A 16,112-nucleotide genomic window follows, 5' to 3' on the forward strand; every position below is an offset into this window, starting at 1 on the left:
GGTGGATTGCAGTCGGTCAGGAGTACGATTCTCCGGTCTCGATGGGCCCGCTGAACGTCGAGTAGAGGATGCCGAAGTAGGTGAACACGAGCGGCAGGAGGAGCGCCGACGCGACGCTCATGATGTTCAGCGGGAGCACGGAGATGATGGCGTCCGCGACGGTCAGCCCGGTCGCGGGGTCGGCCAGGGGGAACATGAGCGTCGCCACGAGCGCGACGAACGCGAACACGAGCACCGGCACGGCCCCGAACGCGAGCGTGTAGCGCCCCTCGCGGAGCGCGAGCAGATAGCCCGCGGCGGCGGCGAGGCTGACGACGACGAGCGCCAGCGGCACCGGCGCGAGAACGCCGAGGTCGGGGCGGACGGCGACGAGGTAGCCGAGCGTGACGACGACGAGCGCGAGGTAGGCGGCCATCGCCCGCGGGCCGTAGTCGGCCACGTCGCGCTGGAGGCTCCCGCGGGTCTTCATGGCGAGGAAGCCGACGCCGGCGACGACGGTGAGCGCGACGACGGCGAGGCCGACGACGACGCCGGGCAGCGACAGGAGCGACTCGACGCCGAGGAGCCAGTGGGCGGCGAACACGCCGAGGAAGAAGGGCGCGCTCACGCTGCCGACGACGAACGCCCGGCCCCACCACGTCTGCCACGCCTCGTCGTGGCGCTGTTCGTACATCTCGGGGGCGAGTCCGCGGAGGATGAGCGCCCCGAGGATGGCGAACATGAGCAGGTAGTGGCGGCTGAAGAGGTTCGCGTACACCGCCGGGAACGCGGCGAACAGCGCACCGCCGAAGACGACGAGCCACACCTCGTTGCCGTCCCAGAAGGGGCCGATGGCGGCCAGAAGCGTCTCGCGTTCCTCGTCGTCGTCGCGGGTCGCGAAGATGGCCCCGACGCCGAAGTCGAAGCCGTCGAGGAACAGGAACATCCCGAGGATGAAGAAGACGAGCCCGAACCACAGCTCCTGCAACGGCAGGCCGAAAAGCGGGTCGGTGGCGAACGCGCCGTAGTCAGTCATCGCCGGTCACCCCCGCGGGCGCGGCGGCCTCCGCACCCGCCTCGGTCTCGTCGACGCTCGGCGGTCCCTCGCGGATGATGCGGCGAATCACGTAGGTGTAGAGCGCGAGCAGGCCGGTGTACACGACGGCGAAGCCGACGAGCGTGAGCGTCGCCTCGAAGCTCGTGAGCCCCGGCGAGACGCCCTCGCTCGTCCGGAGGACGCCCTGGATGACCCACGGCTGTCGGCCCACCTCGGTGACTATCCAGCCGACCTCGACGGCGAAGATGCCGAGGAGCGACGACCCGACGAACGCCTTGTGCAACAGGTCGTCCTCGTACAACTCGTCGGCCCACCAGCGGTAGCCCGCCCAGAACGCCAACAGGATGAACCAGAACCCCGCGGCGACCATGAGCCGGAACGACCAGAAGACGATTGCGACCGGCGGGGCCTCCGTGTCGAACTCGTTCAGGCCGGTGATTTCGGCCTGCGGGTCGCCGCCGCTGGCCAGCCACGAGGCCCCGCCGGGGATGCCGATGCCGAACAGCTCTTTCGCGCGCGGGTCGGTGATACCGTCGAGGCTCGTCGGGATGGCGAAGATGTACTCGGGGACGTAGCTGTCGGTCTCCCAGACGGCCTCCATGGCGGCGAACTTCTGCGGCTGGGTCTCGTAGACGTGCCGACCGTAGGCGTCGCCGTGAATCGCCTGAAACGGCGCGGTCACGAGCAGGACGACGAGCGCGATTTTGAGCGTCTTCCGCCAGAAGCGCGCGTCCTCGCGGTCGTCGTCGGCGCTGATGCCGCGCTGCCAGACGTGGTACGCCGCGACGCCGGCCATGAACAGCGCGACCGACAGCACCGCGGCGTTCTGCATGTGGACGAACATCCACGGGAACCGCGGGTTGGCGTACGCCGCGATGGGGTCGACGAGCGAGACGACGAGCTGGCCGCTCTCGCGCGCGAGTTCGTACCCCCGCGGCGTCTGCATCCACGAGTTGGCGACGAGAATCCACACCGCCGAGAGCCACGTCCCGAGGCCGACCGCGACCGCTGAAACCATGTAGAGCGCGTCTGAGACCTTCTCGCGGCCGAAGACGAACACCCCGAGGAACGTCGCTTCGAGCATGAACGCCATCATCCCCTCGGTGGCTAGCGGGCCGCCGAACAGTTCGCCGGCCGCCGTCGAGAACGCCGCGAAGTTCGTCCCGAACTCGAATTCGAGGACGATGCCGGTCACGGTGCCGACGACGAACGAGACGGCGAAAATCTTGGTCCAGAATCGCCTGAGCTGTTCGTACACCGGGTCGTCGGTGCGGATGTCTTTCCACGTGAAGTAGATGAGGAAGGGCGCGAGGCCCATGCTCATCACGGGGAAGATGATGTGGACGATGGTCGTGAGCGCGAACTGCAGCCGACTGGCGATGACTGGGTCGAGCATGGTTGGGGTGCGGGGTCGCTGACGACGGGGCGAACCGGGGCGCGGGGGATGGGGCTTCCCTCTTAAACGCCTTCGTATTGGGGGAGGGTCAATCCCTGCATGCTTCCCACGAAGTGAAAATCATCGTAGACGGTGTCTCCCGCCCGAATTCGACATAATCGTCCGGGTTAAAAGTCGAACGTTCGTCGGAGCTCGGCGGGCCAGAAACGCGCTCACACGCTCGCAACGCGCCCGTCTCGGGCGGATTCCGGTCGCCAACGCACCGACGCGCCGCCTCAACCGCCCCGACCGCCCGACTGCCCGACCGCCTCGACTGTCCCGACCGTCCCGACCGACAAGCATACGCCGGAACCGTTCGGATGTAGCACATGACCCTCCTGTGGCAGGCTGTCCACGTCGGAATCGCGGTTCTCGGCGTCGCGTACCTCGCGTTCCCCGCGCGAATCCACGCGTTCGGGTTCGAGTTCCTCCGGCGCTCGCCCTCGGAGGAGTCCGGAGCGTCCGACGCTCCCGTCTGGCTCTATCGGGGCATCGGGGCGCTCCTCGTGTTCATCGGGGCTACCGGCCTCGTCTGAGCGCCGGTTTCGAATACGGGGCCCGGCCGCTCCTGTCGACGCGGTCAGTCGAGGACTTCCACGTCGTAGCCCGCGTCGCGGAGCTCTTCGAGGAGCGACTCGACGTGGTCGGGACCGCGCATTTCGAGGTCGATTTCGACCTCGGTCGCGTTCAGCGCGATTTTCCGAGAGGTGCGGTCGTGCCTGACGGCGTAGATGTTCGCCTTCTCCGCGGCGATGATTTCGATGAGCTGTTCGAGCGAGCCGGGGCGGTCCTTCAGTTCGGTCCGAATCTTGAGGTACCGGCCCGTCTCGACGAGGCCGCGCATCACCACGGTCGTCAGCGTATTCATGTCGATGTTGCCGCCGCACAGCGCGGGGACGACGACCTCGCCCTCCTCGTAGTCGAACTTCTGGAAGACGAGCGCCGCGAGGGCGACGGCCCCCGCGCCCTCGACCAGCGTCTTCGAGCGTTCGAGCAGGTAGGTCAGCGCCACGGCGATTTCCTCGTCGGAGACGGTGACGACCTCGTCCACGCGCTCGCGGATGACCTCGAACGGTTTGTCGCCGATTCTGCGGACGGCGATGCCGTCGGCGATGGTGTCCACCTCGTCGATGGTCTGAATCGACCCCTTGTTCAGCGAGTCCGCGGCGCTGGAGGCCTGTTCGGCCTGCACGCCGATGACGCGGGCGTCGGGGAACTGCGCTTTGATGGCCGTCGAGATGCCGGAGATGAGGCCGCCGCCGCCGATGGGGACGACCACGGTGTCGAGGTCGGGGCAGTCCTCCGCGATTTCGAGGCCGATGGTCCCCTGTCCGGCCATGACGTACTCGTCGTCGAAGGCGTGGACGTAGGTCCGGCCCTCGGACTCCTCGATTTCGTGGGCCTTGGTCTGCGCCTCGTCGTAGTCGTTGCCGTAGAGCACCACGTCGCCGCCGTAGCGCTCGGTCGCTTTCACCTTGGAAATCGGCGCGTACTCCGGCATGACGATTTTCGAGTTCACGCCCGCTCGCGACGCCGCGAGCGCGACGCCCTGCGCGTGGTTGCCGGCGCTCGCGGTCACGACGCCGGCGGCTTTCTCCTCGTCGGAGAGCGTCGTGATGCGGTTCGTCGCGCCGCGAATCTTGAACGACCCCGTGCGCTGGGAGTTTTCGAGTTTCAGGTACACCTCGGCACCCGTCATCTCCGAGAAGGTGTGGGAGTACTCCAGCGGTGTCCGTCGGGCGACCGCTTCGACGCGCTCGCGGGCGGCGCGTACGTCGTCAAGCGTGAGCATGGTCGGAAATCACCCGTGTCCGCGTTTAATCGTTCGGGAATGTATCGGTATCAGGGGCGTGATGTCAACCCTCATGGTCGTCGGTTGAGGACTCCGTTTCGCACCCGCCGACGGACGCCGTCGCGGTCGCTCGCCGGTCGGTGAAAGGGGAAAGGGGGAATGCACGCGTGTGACGTGCAACTGTCTTTCTGGTCCCCGCACATATAAACGTCCCCCACCCGGAGTGAAAGTGAAATCGGGGGACTGCGGCGACCCGACGCTCGCGTATGACACTCGTCATTCGCGCGTCGCATCGAGCGCGGTCGGCCGGTCGCCGCTTCCGGTACCGTCAACTGCGCGAGGGCCGTGGCCTCGGCATGAACCTCGGTCGCCTCCGGCGGGTCTGGAAGCGCATCTTCTCGCTCGCGTGGCCGGTGATGGCCGAGCAGACCGCCCAGACGGCGATGCGGACCGTCGACGTGGCCGTCACCGCGGCGCTCTCTCCCGCCGCGGTCGTCGCTATCGGCCTCGCCGACCTCTACGCCCGGTTCCCGCTCCGCATCGGTCTCGGCCTCGGCGGCGGCGCGATTGCGCTCTCCAGTCAGGACACGGGCAGCGGCGCGGACGCCAACCGGAGCGAGGCCATCTCGACGGCGCTCCTCCTCGCGTTCCTCGCGGGGATTCCGTTCCTGATTTTCGGCTTCACGCTCGGTGGCGCGGCCATCGACGCGTTCCCGGCGAGCGAGCGGGCCGTCGCCTTGGGCACGACGTATCTCGCGGTCATCTTCGCCACCTCGCCCGCGCGGTTGGTCTCGCTCGTCGGCTCGCGGTCGCTGCAAGGCGTCGGCGACACGCGGACGCCGATGCTGGTCAACGTCTTCGCCAACGTCGTCAACATCGGGCTGTCGGTCGGTCTCGGCTTCGGCCTCGTCGGCCTGCCGGCGCTCGGCGTGCTGGGCGTGGGGCTCGCCACTTCGACCGCAAACGTCCTCTCGGCGGGACTGCTTCTGGTCGCGCTCGCCCGCCCCGCGTCACCGACCTCGCTGGTCCGCCCCCGCGACCGGACGGTCGCCGGCCAACTCGTCCGTATCGCCACCCCGCGGGTCGGCGAGGGCATCGCCGCCGAACTCGCGGAGTTCCCGTTCAACGCCCTGCTCCTCGGCTTCGGTGACGCCGTCAACGCCGGCTTCCAAATCGGCCGCCGGGTCTACCAGCAGGTCGCAAGCCCGCTGGCGCGCGGCTACAACGTCGCCGCCAGCGTCCTCGTCGGGCAGGCGCTCGGCGCGGGCGACAGCGAGACCGCGCGGTATCAGGGCGGCGCGGTGGCGCTGCTTTCGGTCGTCACGGTCGGCGGCATCGGGCTCCTGCTCGCGGCGTTCACCGAACCCGTCGTCGCCCTCGTCGGCTCCGGCGGCGGCGCGGACCTCGAATGGGCCGTGAAGTTCGCCGTCGCCTACGGCCTCGCCGCGCCGGGGCTGGCGCTGTTCGTCGGCCTCTCCGGGTCGTTGCAGGGCGCGGGCGCGACGCGGATTCCCTTCGTCGCCCGGCTGACCGGGGTGTTCGGCTTCTTCGTCGGCCTGTCGTACCTGCTCGTCGAGGGGTTCGGCTACGGCCCGCTCGGCGCGCGAATCGGCATCGTCCTGTCGTTCACGTGGATGGGGCTGTTCGCGCTCGTCGCGTTCTCCTACGCCGACTGGGCGGGCCACGCCGACTCGCTCATGGTCGAACGCGGGAGCGTCGGCGTCGACGACGTGGGCGAAGACGACTGAGGGCGGCGCGTGCGGCGGACGGCGAACGCGGGAGCGGGAGGCGGAGGGTGAAGGGAACGACGCGTCGCTCCGGGGGCAGCAGACGGAAAAAGTCGCGTGCGGTTCGTCGCCTATCGCTCGTCGACCGGCGTGAAGTCGAGGTCTTTCTCGCCGGTGTAGCGGGCGCGGGGGCGGATGAGGCGGTTGTCCTCGTACTGTTCGAGGACGTGCGCAATCCAACCGCCGACCCGCGAGACGGCGAAGATGGGGGTGTAGAGGTCGATGGGGATGCCCATCTGGTAGTACGTCGACGCGGAGTAGAAGTCCACGTTCGGCGCGAGACCCTTCTCCTCGCCGATGTACTCCTCGATGGCGACCGACATCTCGTACCACTTCATGTCGCCGGCGGCCTCGCCGAGCGCCTCGGACTTCGCGCCGAGAATCTTCGCGCGGGGGTCCTTGACGTTGTAGACGCGGTGGCCGAACCCGGCGACGCGCTCGCCGCGGTCGAGGGCGTCTTTGACCCACTCGGTCGGGTCCATGTCGCTGTCGTCGACGTCCTTCAGCATCCGCATGACGTTCGCGTTCGCGCCGCCGTGGAGCGACCCCGAGAGCGTCCCGATGGCCGACGTGACCGCACTGTACAGGTCCGAGAGCGTCGACGAGGTGACCATCGCGGAGAACGTCGAGGCGTTCAGGCCGTGGTCGGCGTGGAGCACGAGCGCCATGTCGAACGTCTCGGCGAGCACCTCGTTCGGCTCCTCGCCGTTGAGCATGTAGAGGAAGTTCGCCGCGTGATTCAGGCTCTCGTCGGGTTCGACGTAGTCGTCGCCGCGGCGGAAACGAGCGTAGGCCGCGAGCATCGACGGCATCTTCGCCGTGATGCGCTTTGCCTTTTCGAGGTTGACCTCGCGGTCGGTCACGTCCTCGAAGTCGGCGCTTTCGTCGTACGCCGACATCGACGAGACGAGCGTTCGGAGCGCCGCCATCGGCGACTCGTCCTGTTCAGCGAGTCCGCGTGTCACGTCGAGCACGCCGTCGTCGAGCCCGCGGTGAGCCGCGAGTTCGTCGCTGAACGCGTCGAGTTCCTCGCTCGTCGGAAGCTCCCCGTGCCACAGGAGATAGAGCACTTCCTCGTAGCTTGCGTCCCGTGCGAGGTCTTCGATATCGTACCCGCAGTAAACGAGTTGTCCCGCGTCGCCGTCGATGAAACTGAGTTTCGATTCGGCGACCAGCACACCTTCCAGCCCCCGCTTCAGTTCGCCTGACATACCCAGAACGTTGCCTACCATATCAAAAAAGCGTTATCGTTTTCACTCATCTGTTACCGACCGCCATACACATACAGTGGCAGCCCCGTCTGTCGGTTTCGCGGATAGTCGGTGTCTAAAATAGTGTTCGACGATTGTCGTTATTCTCGGGGCACTTATACGGAGTCCCCCCGACGGGTCGCGCGCGCCGCTCGGGCGACCTGCAAACTCATATCCCCCGACGGCGTAGTTCTCTCGAACCACGGTGGCACCATTACTCCTGGCAAGCCTTTTGCCGTCCCGTCGTGAAGGCGGGCGCATGAATCCGGAGGACATCGAGTACGAGCCTGTCAGCGTCAAGGCCGTCCTCGCCGAGATGAAAGACACCGCGGAGTTACTCATCGACCTCTCGTACTCCGCCGTCCTCCACGCCAACGACGACCTCGCGGCCGAGGTCCTCGACCTCGAAGAGCGGATGGACATCCTCCAACTTCAGGCGCGCATGAGCCTGATGATGGCCGCCCGCAGCCCCGAGGACGCGGAGGAACTCGCGCCCGTCCTCGGCGTCGTCGGCGCGGCCGAGAAGATTTCGGACGCCGCGGGCGACATCGCCAAGGTCGTCATCGAGGACATCGGCCTCCCGGACGCCATCCGCGCGGCGCTCCCCGAGGCCGTCGAGACGACGATTCGGTGCGAACTCACCGACGAGTCGCCGTACGCGGGCCGGAACCTCGGTGACATCAACATGGAGACCGAGACGGGCGTCCGCGTCGTCGCCATCCACCGCGCCGGCGAGTGGGTGACCAACCCCGACCACGAGACGACGCTCCGCGCCGGCGACGTGCTCCTCCTCCGCGGTCGCGACGACGGCCTCCACACCGTCCACGAGGCCGCCACCGGCCTCCGGTACGACCCGCCGGACGTGCCCGAGCCGACCATCGAGGACCTCGAACGCGCCGTCGACTCCATCGTCCTGATGAAGGACATGAGCGAACTCGCCGTCGACCTCGCCTACGGCGCGGTGCTGTTCGACAGCGAGGGCGTCGCCGAGGAGGTCGAGGAACTCGAAGCCGAGGTGGACGCGCTCAAGTCCCGGTTCGAGGCGTGGACGCTCCGCGCGGCGAGCCGGGTCGAAGACCCCGTGTCGCTCCGCGGACTCGTCCAACTCGCGGGCGCGACGGAGATGATTTCCGACGCCGCGCTCGAAATCGCCGAGGGCGTCCTCCGCGGCATCGACGCCCACCCGGTCGTCGCCGCCGCGGTCAAGGAGTCCGACGAGGTCATCATCCGCCTGCGGGTCGCCCCCACAAGCGACCTCGCGGAGGCGACCCTCGGGGACCGGCGCGTCAAGTCCGAGACGGGGATGCGCGTCATCGCGGTCCGCCGGGCGGGCGGCCGCGAGTGGGTCGTCTCGCCGGGGTCGGAAACGCGGCTCCACGGCGGCGACCTCATCATCGCCAAGGGCACCCGCGCCGGCGCGGAGCGACTGGGCGAACTCGTCGGCGACGAACGCGAGTTCGACGAGTAGGCCGACCCCGACCCGACCGACCCCGAAACCGAACCGCCGGAACCCCCGAAAACCCCCGAATCAGAGCGTCTTACTCAGCCGATACGCCGAAACGAGCGTCAGCACCGTCGCCACGAGCAGCGCCGTCGCGGACGCGAGGACGAACGCGAGGAGAAGAAACCAGCCCTCGGGGCCGAGTATCGGGTACTCGCGGGTGCCGGCAAAGGGGCCGAACAGTTCGAGCACCCGAAACAGGTAGGCGACGACGGCCAAGGCGAGACCGACGGCCGCCCCGATAGCGGCGTTTCGCGGCACGTCCAGCGCCTGTACCAGTCCCCCCGTCGGCGGCCGTTCGGGAACGTCGTCTGTCACGGTCGGCGGTTGCGGCCGCGAGACCATAGCGGCAACGCTTTCCTCGGGGCCTCAGCGGACCGAACCCCTAAAGGGAGGCGGGTCCGAGGTTGGCGGTATGATTACCTTGGGAACGGCGAGCGCGGCCCCCGGGGAGATGGACGTGGGCCGCCTCGAAGTCGGCGAGTCCCGTGACGGCGGGAGCGTCGGTCTGCCCGTCGCCGTCATCAACGGCGCGTCGTCGGGCAAGACGCTCTACATGCAGGCGGCGTCGGACGGAGACGAACTCAACGGCGTCGGCGTCATCCAGCGGGTCGTCCCGCAGCTCGACCCCGCGGATATCTCCGGGGCGATTCTCGTCGTCGGCATCGTCAACTACCACGCGTTTCAGGTCGCACAACACCGCAATCCGATAGACGACACGAAGATGAACCGGGCGTACCCCGGCGACGAGCGCGGCACCTCCTCGGAGCGCATCGCGGCCGCGACGTTCGCCGCCGCCCGCGACGCCGACCTCATAGTCGACCTCCATCAGGGCTCGACGAGCCGGATGATAGACGAGGTCCGCGTCCGCTGCGGCCGCCACCACCGGATGCACGCGAAATGTCTCCGGCTCGCCAAGACGTTCGGCTGCGGCTATGTCCTCGACCAGAAGGGTCCCGACGGCCAACTCGCCCGCGCCGGCCCCGACGCCGGGATTCCGACCATCGACCCCGAACTCGGCGGCTGCGTCGGCTGGGACGAAGAGAGCATCGAGAAGGGCGTTCGCGGCGTCCACAACGTCCTCCGCGGCTACGACTTCCTCGACGGCGACGTGGAGCTGAAAGCCCAGACCCGCGCCCGCGGCTTCGACCAGTACGGCTCGCCGGTCGGGGGCCTCGTCCGGTTCAAGCGCGACCTCGGCGAGCGCGTCTCCGCCGGCGACGTGGTGTTCGAGGTGACCGACGTGTTCGGCACGCTCAAAGCCCGCGTCACCGCCGACCACGACGGCATCTTCTGGCGGGCGCGCCGCCTCCCGCAGGTCGCCTCCGGCGAGTACGTCTGTTCCGTCGGCATCGACCTCGACACGTACTGATACCGACTCCAGTCCACCCGATTCGACCGCTTCACTCGACTCGGCACCACCTCACTCGACTCGACCACCTCACCCGATTCACCCCACTCACTTCCCATGACGACACCACCCGACCTCCCCGCTCGGCTCCGACTCGCGTGCGACAGTTGCGGCGAGACGTACGACGCCTGGCGCTGGCGCTGTGCCTGCGGCGAGCCGCTGGACTTCGCGGCCGACCCGACGCCGTCGGCAGCGACCCCCGACGACGCCGACCTCGACTACCGCGACGGCCTCTGGGCGTTCGACGATTTTCTCCCGACGGAGCCGCGCGCCAGCCTCGGCGAGGGGATGACGCCCCTCGTCGACGCCGCGGAGTGGGAGGCCTCGTTCAAACTGGAGTACGTCTTCCCTTCCGGCTCGTTCAAGGACCGCGGCGCGACGACGATGCTCTCCGTCGCGTCCGAACTCGGCGTCGAGCGCGTCGTCGAGGACTCCTCGGGCAACGCGGGGGCCGCCGTCGCGACCTACGCCGCCCGCGCCGGCATCGACGCCGAAATCTACGTGCCCGCGTCGGTCAAGCCCTCGAAGGTCCGCGCCATCGAGCGCGCCGGGGCGAAGCCGGTCCGAATCGAGGGCTCCAGACAGGCCGTGACCGACGCCTGCGTCGAGGCCGTCGAGGCCGACGACGCGTGGTACGCGAGCCACGCGTGGAACCCCGCGTTCTTCGCGGGCACGGCCACCGTCGCCTACGAAATCGCCGCCCAGCGCGACTGGTCGGTCCCCGACGCGGTCGTCACGCCGCTGGGCCACGGGACGCTCTTTCTCGGCGCGTACCGCGGCTTCCGCGCGCTCTACGAGGCGGGCTGGACCGACCGGATGCCCGAACTGTACGGCGCGCAGGCCGCCGGCTACTCGCCCATCGCCGACGCCCGTCACCACACGGCCGACGAGACCAACGACGTGGCCGACGGCATCCAGATTCTCGACCCCGTCCGCGAGGCCGAGATTCACGAGGCGCTCGACGCCACCGGCGGCGACGCCATCGCCCTGTCGGCCGACGCGGTCGAAGACGAACTCGACCGGCTCCACCGCCACGGCTTCTACACGGAGCCGACCTGCGCCGTCGCGCCCGCGGCGCTCCGCGAACTGCGTCTCTCGGGCGTCCTCGACCGCGACGCCGACGTGGTCGTGCCGCTCACCGGGAGCGGTCTCAAATCGTGAGCCGGCTCAGAACACAGCTACCGTAGCGCTCTCCACGACCGGAGCCAGCCGACCAACGACCAGCCGCGTCCCGCGTTTTCGACGCCGGCTCTCGCTTCGGCTCCCGCGTTGCGGTCGCCCGCTCGGGCTTCGAGGTCGCGTCGCCGCTCGCGCTCCGCGTCGAGTTCGTCGCGGAGTCGCTCGTTTTCGTCGACGACCTCGTCGAGCCGCGCCCGGAGTTCGTCGAGGCGGTCGAACCCCCCGCGACCGTCGCCCGGTGACGCGCCGGGTGAGGCCGGCGGCCGTCGCGCCGGGTCGGTCACCGCGTCGTCGTCGCGCCGATTCCGGTTCGGGTGTCGGTGTCGGACCCGGTGTCGGTCGTCGTCCGATTGCGTCGCTGACCGCCGCACCGCGCTCGACCAACCGGACGGGTCGTAGAACTCGCTGGTCTCCCGAATCGCTCGCCGGACCGTCCTCGCGCCGTAGGTCGAGCCGTCGGCGTGGACGACTTCGTCCCACGTCGGCCGAAAGAGTCCGGAGTCCCGAAACAGGCGGCACATCTGTCGCGCGTCGCCGGCGGTCCAGAACGCGAGCATCGAACACAGCGCCGCGTCAGCCTCGTCGCGGTCGTCGTAGCCGCTCGCGTCACCCCGCCACAGGCGGGTGAACGCCACCCCGTTGACGGCGTTCGAGGCGCGGCGGACGACCTCGTCGTCCGTGAGGTCGTTGCCCGGGCCGCTTATCTCGTCGAGACGCGCGTCGGCGGGCGCTCGGTCCGAGTTCGGAGCGTCTGGGTTGACCGAGTCGATTGAGGCGGCCGGGGCGACGGCGTCGACCGACGGCGACGGCTCCGGGTCGGTTTCGAAGTACGCACCGTGAACCGTCGCGAGCGCGTCGCTCCGTTCTGCGACCGCCGCGGGCGCGCCGTCGGCGCAGTCGCCGGTCACGGGACGGAACCGCGTGGCGTCCGAGAGTTCGAGGCCGCCGGCTCGGGCGCTCCCTGACGGGAGCGTCCCGCGGACGATAACGCGGAACCCCGTTCCCGAGGGAGTTACTTCCGTGTAGGAGTCGAGTCGGTCGACGAGCGCCCGCGCCCACTCGTCGGTCGCGCCGGTCTCGACGTCGCGGCAGTTTTCGAGCTCGATACCGACGAACGGGTCGTCGTCGGTGAACGCGAATCCCACGCCGTCGACGCGCCCCTCCCGAGCACACGCGAGCGCCTCGTCGAATGTCGCCCACGTCGAGTCGTCAGTTGCCGATGCGGGCCCGCCGTCGGTCGCGCTTCGGGGCACAACTGTCTCCTCGCCGTCGCACAGCTGCGTTCGCCACCCGACCCAGTTGGCCCGTTCGAGCAGGTCGTCCGGGAGCTGTTCCCGCGTCGGGAGTGGTGGCGTCATCGCTACTTCCGGTCTCTGGAGCGATGCAAAAGCTGTTTCCCGCAAGATATCAGATTTGATAGTAAGTCCCCGGTCTCGCCGCACTCGTCGGTCCGGCCGGGCCCGAGTGACGAGTCGAAGAAACGCTTACTGCGCGCGGGGTTTGCCCGCGGATTCGGTCTCGGTCGCCGTCGCGCCCTCGTAGGTGTCGACGCCCAGCAGGTCGTTGAGCGGGCACTTCTGGGTGACCGCCGTGGTCGCGAGGACCGCTCCGACGAGGAGCGCCGCGACCGCGATGACGAGTCCGAGGGTGCCGGCCGCGATGGTCAGGAAGCCCGCGAGACTCGCCGCCCCGACGACGATGAGCACCGGTCCGAGGACGGCGCGCGCGATACGGTCGTAACCGCCGACGTTCTTCTCCATGGTTGATTCACCGATACCTAGGTACGCGCTCTGCGGCTAAATCGTAGATTGGTGATTCCCGCGCCCGGAGACGCGTGACTGTCACGCCGGCCGACACGTCGACAAAAGCTAACTCCCTCGGCCGCGTCTCCCCCGCGTATGCCCCGGCTCTCGTTCCTCCTCCCCGGCGAAGACGACACAATCGGTCGGTTTCTGACGCTCACGCTCGTCATTTACGCCGTTATCAGCGGTTTCGAAATCCTCGGCGTCCTCTGGGCGATGTGTCTCGCGATGGCGGTCTGGACGCTCGCCACCGCGATTCAAGGGTTCCGGTACGGCTACCTCGAAGGCGCGACGTAGTCGGCCAACCTGCCGCGCCCGCTTCCACCCTCCCGCGTCGTTCCGCCTCGTCTACCCGCTGCCGCCCCAGTCTATCCAGTCCTGTTCCCAGCCGTGGCCGGCGTGCCAGCCGCGACCCTCGTACTCGGGGTCCTCGCGGCGCGTCCGGTTTCTGACGATGCTTCCGGTCTGTTCGCCGTCGACGAGCAGCGGCTTGAACGACAGCGGGCCGAACGACTCGGCCACTTCGCCGTCCTCGACGGCGACGAGCGTCTGCTCGCCGACGCCCTTCGGCATGACGAGTCGGCCGCCGTCAGCGAGCTGTGCGAGGAGTCGCGCGGGCGGGCGGACCGCCGAGGCCTCGACGAGGATGCGGTCGAAGGGCGCGTAGTCGGCCAGCCCCTCCGCGCCGTCGCGGCAGTCCACGAGGACGCCGCCGTAGCCGGCGCGCTGGAGGTTCTCGCGCGCCTCGTAGACGAGCGAGCGCGTGATGTCGACCGCGTGGACGCGGGCGTCGCCGACGATTTCGGCGAGGACCGCGGCGGTGTAGCCGACGCCCGCGCCGACGACGAGCACCTCGTCGTCCGGTTGGGGGTCGAGCGCGGCGAGCAGGCGCGCGACCGTCGTCGGCGCGAGGATGGTCGTGTTCGTGTCGCGGTGCTCCGTCGGGCGGTTCTGATACGGCGAGTCGGTGACGAACTCGTGTCGCGGGACGCTGCGCATGGCGATGGAGACGGCCTCCGGGAGCGACTCCAGCGAGTGCTCCAAGCCGTCGACCATGTCGTCGCGCAGCACCGAGTTGTCCATAGTCGACCTCGGAGGTCGGTCCTAATCAACCGCACGCTCGCCAACGACCGCCTGGAGGTCGGTCCCCGGCACGTCTCGAACCGTACAGCCGTCGAATCCGGCCGATTCGACCCACGAGCGAACGGTCTCCTCGTCGTGGAGGTCGCCGCGGCCGGCCGCGAGCGCGTTCACCGCCCGCCCCGCAGTCGCGTCGGTCGAACACCGGCCGTGCAGGCTATCGACGAACACCGCCGCGCCGCCCGGTTCGAGGACGTCGAACGCGCCCGCGACGAGGGCCCGCGAGTCGTCCGGGTCGCGCCCGGCGAAGGCGTCGCCGGCGAAGACCAGTTCGAACCCCGATACCGGCGGGTCGGTCGGGTCGCCCGCGACGAGGTCCACGCCGGCCCGGGAGAGGAGCGGTCGGACGACTTCCACGGTCTCCGCGTCGTCGACGAGGGTCACGTCGCGGCCGCGGGCGACGAACTCGCGGGCGAAGACGCCCGACGCGCCGCCGAGGTCGAGGACGCGCGTCGCGTCGGGAGCCGCGCGGACCGCGGCGGTCACGCAGGCCCGGACGACCGACTCCTCGGTGGCATCGTGCGCGCCGAGTCGGTTCCGAAGCCAGTCGTCCGGGAACGCGGGTGGCTGGCCGGTCGCCATCGTCTCCGGGAGGTCGGCGTAGAGCGAGAATCGGTCCAGCGCGTGCGGGAGGCGGCCGATGGAGCGCACGTCGCGCTTGGCGAGGAAGCCGAGCGCGCGGTTGGTTATCTCGTACTCGTCGCCGACGCGCTTGATGAAGCCCATCGCGGCCAGCGCCTCGACGGTGATGCGGGCCGCACGGGGCTCGATATCGGCGGTCTCGGCCACGGCCTCGGCGGTGCCGGCGCTCGTCGTGAGCGCGTCGATGACGCCGCTCTCGCGGGCGGCCCACAGGAGCGCGAGCGATTCGACCGACGACTGCGACCGGTCGCGGGTAGGCATGGTCGCACCGACGGGGCGGGAGACAAAAGGTCGTGCGTTGGGTGGGCGGTATCGTCCGGCGTCGGCGGGGCGGAGCGTTTCGGCGTCGGAGTTCCCTTACCAGGCCGACCACGCGGTCGAGGTCTGGTCGCGGGCGTAGACGCGTTTCGCGTCCTTCGCGTACACCATGTCGCCGGGGTGGTCGAGCTTGCCGTGGCGGTACTCGGGGGCGTCCGAGCGGACGACGAGGCCTTCGATTTCGACCTCCTCGTCGCCGAACGCCTCCGTCTCGCCGACGACGAACTCGTAGTCGCCGGGGACGTTGACGGTGACGCTCCGGGTGTCCTCGCGCTTGCCGTCCTTCGGGTGGATGGTGACGTTGACCGCGACGTTGTCGACGACGCGGGTCCAGACGGTCTTCACGTCCGCGACCGCGGCCTCGTCGGCGCGCTGTTCGGGGCCGACCTCGATGCCCGTGATGCGCACGAGTTGAATCGCTTCGGGCGTGTCGACGATGAACTCGTCGCCGACCTCGATGGTCGTGCCGACCGGCACGGGCACTTCGGTCGAGACGGAGTCGCCGTCCTGCGAGACGACGACGTTCATCTCGGTCTCGTCGGGAATCTCGACTTTCTCCTTGTGGACGTGGCTGCATTCGGTACACCGGACGGTCGAGTGACCGCCGGGCTTCAGCACCTCGTGGACGGTGGGTTCGTCGGGCGAACACGTCGGACAGGAGAGGGGGACGCGCTCGCCGGCGTCGGGTAGGCTCATACGGGTCGCTAGCCCATCAGGCCGTAAAAAGCCGCCTTTCTCCGCCTCGGCGTGGGAGTCGGTGGCAGGACGCTCGCTCAACGAACGGGGCGAGCCGACCGACCGGACCGGCCGGTCACGGGC

Annotated in this window: 16 protein-coding genes; 6 read left to right on the forward strand and 10 right to left on the reverse strand. The window is 69.1% G+C overall.

The window, feature by feature from the left end:
- Positions 1-16: 16 nt before the first annotated feature.
- Both DEQ67_RS02365 and DEQ67_RS02370 read right to left on the reverse strand, forming a co-directional pair.
- Positions 17-1,015, reverse strand: coding sequence for a cytochrome d ubiquinol oxidase subunit II (locus DEQ67_RS02365; RefSeq protein ID WP_004065288.1), 999 nt, complete (start codon positions 1,013-1,015; stop codon positions 17-19).
- Positions 1,008-2,432, reverse strand: a complete 1,425-nt coding sequence (locus tag DEQ67_RS02370; RefSeq protein WP_004044460.1) for a cytochrome ubiquinol oxidase subunit I — start codon at positions 2,430-2,432, stop codon at positions 1,008-1,010. Before DEQ67_RS02370 ends, DEQ67_RS02365 begins: the two co-directional genes overlap by 8 nt.
- Before the next feature lie 368 nt (positions 2,433-2,800).
- Between DEQ67_RS02370 and DEQ67_RS02375 the strand changes: the two genes are divergently transcribed.
- Positions 2,801-3,007, forward strand: coding sequence for a hypothetical protein (locus tag DEQ67_RS02375; protein ID WP_115802137.1), 207 nt, complete (start codon positions 2,801-2,803; stop codon positions 3,005-3,007).
- Between the two features lie 44 nt (positions 3,008-3,051).
- On the opposite strand, the gene ilvA is transcribed toward DEQ67_RS02375, so the two are convergent.
- The gene (ilvA, locus tag DEQ67_RS02380) at positions 3,052-4,263 is read right to left on the reverse strand and encodes a threonine ammonia-lyase (protein WP_004065285.1); all 1,212 of its coding nucleotides are present in this window, start codon (positions 4,261-4,263) and stop codon (positions 3,052-3,054) included.
- Between the two features lie 356 nt (positions 4,264-4,619).
- On the opposite strand from ilvA, the gene DEQ67_RS02385 reads away from it, so the two are divergent.
- Positions 4,620-6,011 carry an MATE family efflux transporter gene (locus DEQ67_RS02385; RefSeq protein WP_115891387.1) on the forward strand — a complete coding sequence of 464 codons (1,392 nt, stop codon included), beginning with the start codon at positions 4,620-4,622 and terminating at the stop codon, positions 6,009-6,011.
- 110 nt (positions 6,012-6,121) lie between these two features.
- Here the strand turns inward: DEQ67_RS02385 and citZ are convergent, their stop codons facing one another.
- Complete coding sequence (citZ, locus tag DEQ67_RS02390; protein ID WP_115891386.1) at positions 6,122-7,261, reverse strand: citrate synthase; 1,140 nt, start codon at positions 7,259-7,261, stop codon at positions 6,122-6,124.
- A gap of 298 nt (positions 7,262-7,559) precedes the next feature.
- On the opposite strand from citZ, the gene DEQ67_RS02395 reads away from it, so the two are divergent.
- A complete protein-coding gene (locus DEQ67_RS02395; protein WP_004065282.1) occupies positions 7,560-8,768 on the forward strand; it encodes a potassium channel family protein in 1,209 nt (402 codons plus the stop codon).
- Positions 8,769-8,828: 60 nt separating this feature from the next.
- On the opposite strand, the gene DEQ67_RS02400 is transcribed toward DEQ67_RS02395, so the two are convergent.
- Positions 8,829-9,146: a DUF7536 family protein gene (locus DEQ67_RS02400; RefSeq protein WP_004044454.1), complete on the reverse strand. Its 318-nt coding sequence runs from the start codon at positions 9,144-9,146 to the stop codon at positions 8,829-8,831.
- Between the two features lie 70 nt (positions 9,147-9,216).
- Between DEQ67_RS02400 and DEQ67_RS02405 the strand changes: the two genes are divergently transcribed.
- Together DEQ67_RS02405 and DEQ67_RS02410 are read left to right on the forward strand one after the other, a co-directional pair.
- Positions 9,217-10,173, forward strand: coding sequence for a succinylglutamate desuccinylase/aspartoacylase family protein (locus DEQ67_RS02405; RefSeq protein ID WP_006600716.1), 957 nt, complete (start codon positions 9,217-9,219; stop codon positions 10,171-10,173).
- Between the two features lie 96 nt (positions 10,174-10,269).
- Complete coding sequence (locus DEQ67_RS02410; protein ID WP_115802141.1) at positions 10,270-11,373, forward strand: pyridoxal-phosphate dependent enzyme; 1,104 nt, start codon at positions 10,270-10,272, stop codon at positions 11,371-11,373.
- 17 nt (positions 11,374-11,390) lie between these two features.
- Here DEQ67_RS02410 and DEQ67_RS02415 read toward each other — a convergent pair whose 3' ends face one another.
- The gene (locus tag DEQ67_RS02415; RefSeq protein ID WP_115860473.1) at positions 11,391-12,749 is read right to left on the reverse strand and encodes a hypothetical protein; all 1,359 of its coding nucleotides are present in this window, start codon (positions 12,747-12,749) and stop codon (positions 11,391-11,393) included.
- Positions 12,750-12,875: 126 nt separating this feature from the next.
- Positions 12,876-13,151 (reverse strand): YgaP family membrane protein, encoded by a 276-nt coding sequence (locus DEQ67_RS02420; RefSeq protein ID WP_115860471.1) that lies wholly within the window; start codon positions 13,149-13,151, stop codon positions 12,876-12,878.
- A 138-nt stretch (positions 13,152-13,289) separates the two neighbouring features.
- Between DEQ67_RS02420 and DEQ67_RS02425 the strand changes: the two genes are divergently transcribed.
- Positions 13,290-13,490 carry a hypothetical protein gene (locus tag DEQ67_RS02425; RefSeq protein ID WP_004044449.1) on the forward strand — a complete coding sequence of 67 codons (201 nt, stop codon included), beginning with the start codon at positions 13,290-13,292 and terminating at the stop codon, positions 13,488-13,490.
- A 51-nt stretch (positions 13,491-13,541) separates the two neighbouring features.
- Here the strand turns inward: DEQ67_RS02425 and DEQ67_RS02430 are convergent, their stop codons facing one another.
- From DEQ67_RS02430 to DEQ67_RS02440, 3 genes are all read right to left on the reverse strand, one after another.
- On the reverse strand, positions 13,542-14,276 hold the full coding sequence (locus DEQ67_RS02430; RefSeq protein ID WP_004065276.1) for a protein-L-isoaspartate O-methyltransferase family protein: 735 nt from the start codon (positions 14,274-14,276) through the stop codon (positions 13,542-13,544).
- A gap of 21 nt (positions 14,277-14,297) precedes the next feature.
- The gene (locus tag DEQ67_RS02435) at positions 14,298-15,236 is read right to left on the reverse strand and encodes a class I SAM-dependent methyltransferase (RefSeq protein WP_115860468.1); all 939 of its coding nucleotides are present in this window, start codon (positions 15,234-15,236) and stop codon (positions 14,298-14,300) included.
- Positions 15,237-15,332: 96 nt separating this feature from the next.
- A complete protein-coding gene (locus DEQ67_RS02440) occupies positions 15,333-15,989 on the reverse strand; it encodes an HVO_0476 family zinc finger protein (protein WP_004065274.1) in 657 nt (218 codons plus the stop codon).
- Positions 15,990-16,112: the final 123 nt, after the last annotated feature.

It is taken from the genome of Haloferax sp. Atlit-48N (assembly GCF_003383015.2).
In the GTDB taxonomy this organism is placed as follows: Archaea; Halobacteriota; Halobacteria; order Halobacteriales; family Haloferacaceae; genus Haloferax; species Haloferax volcanii.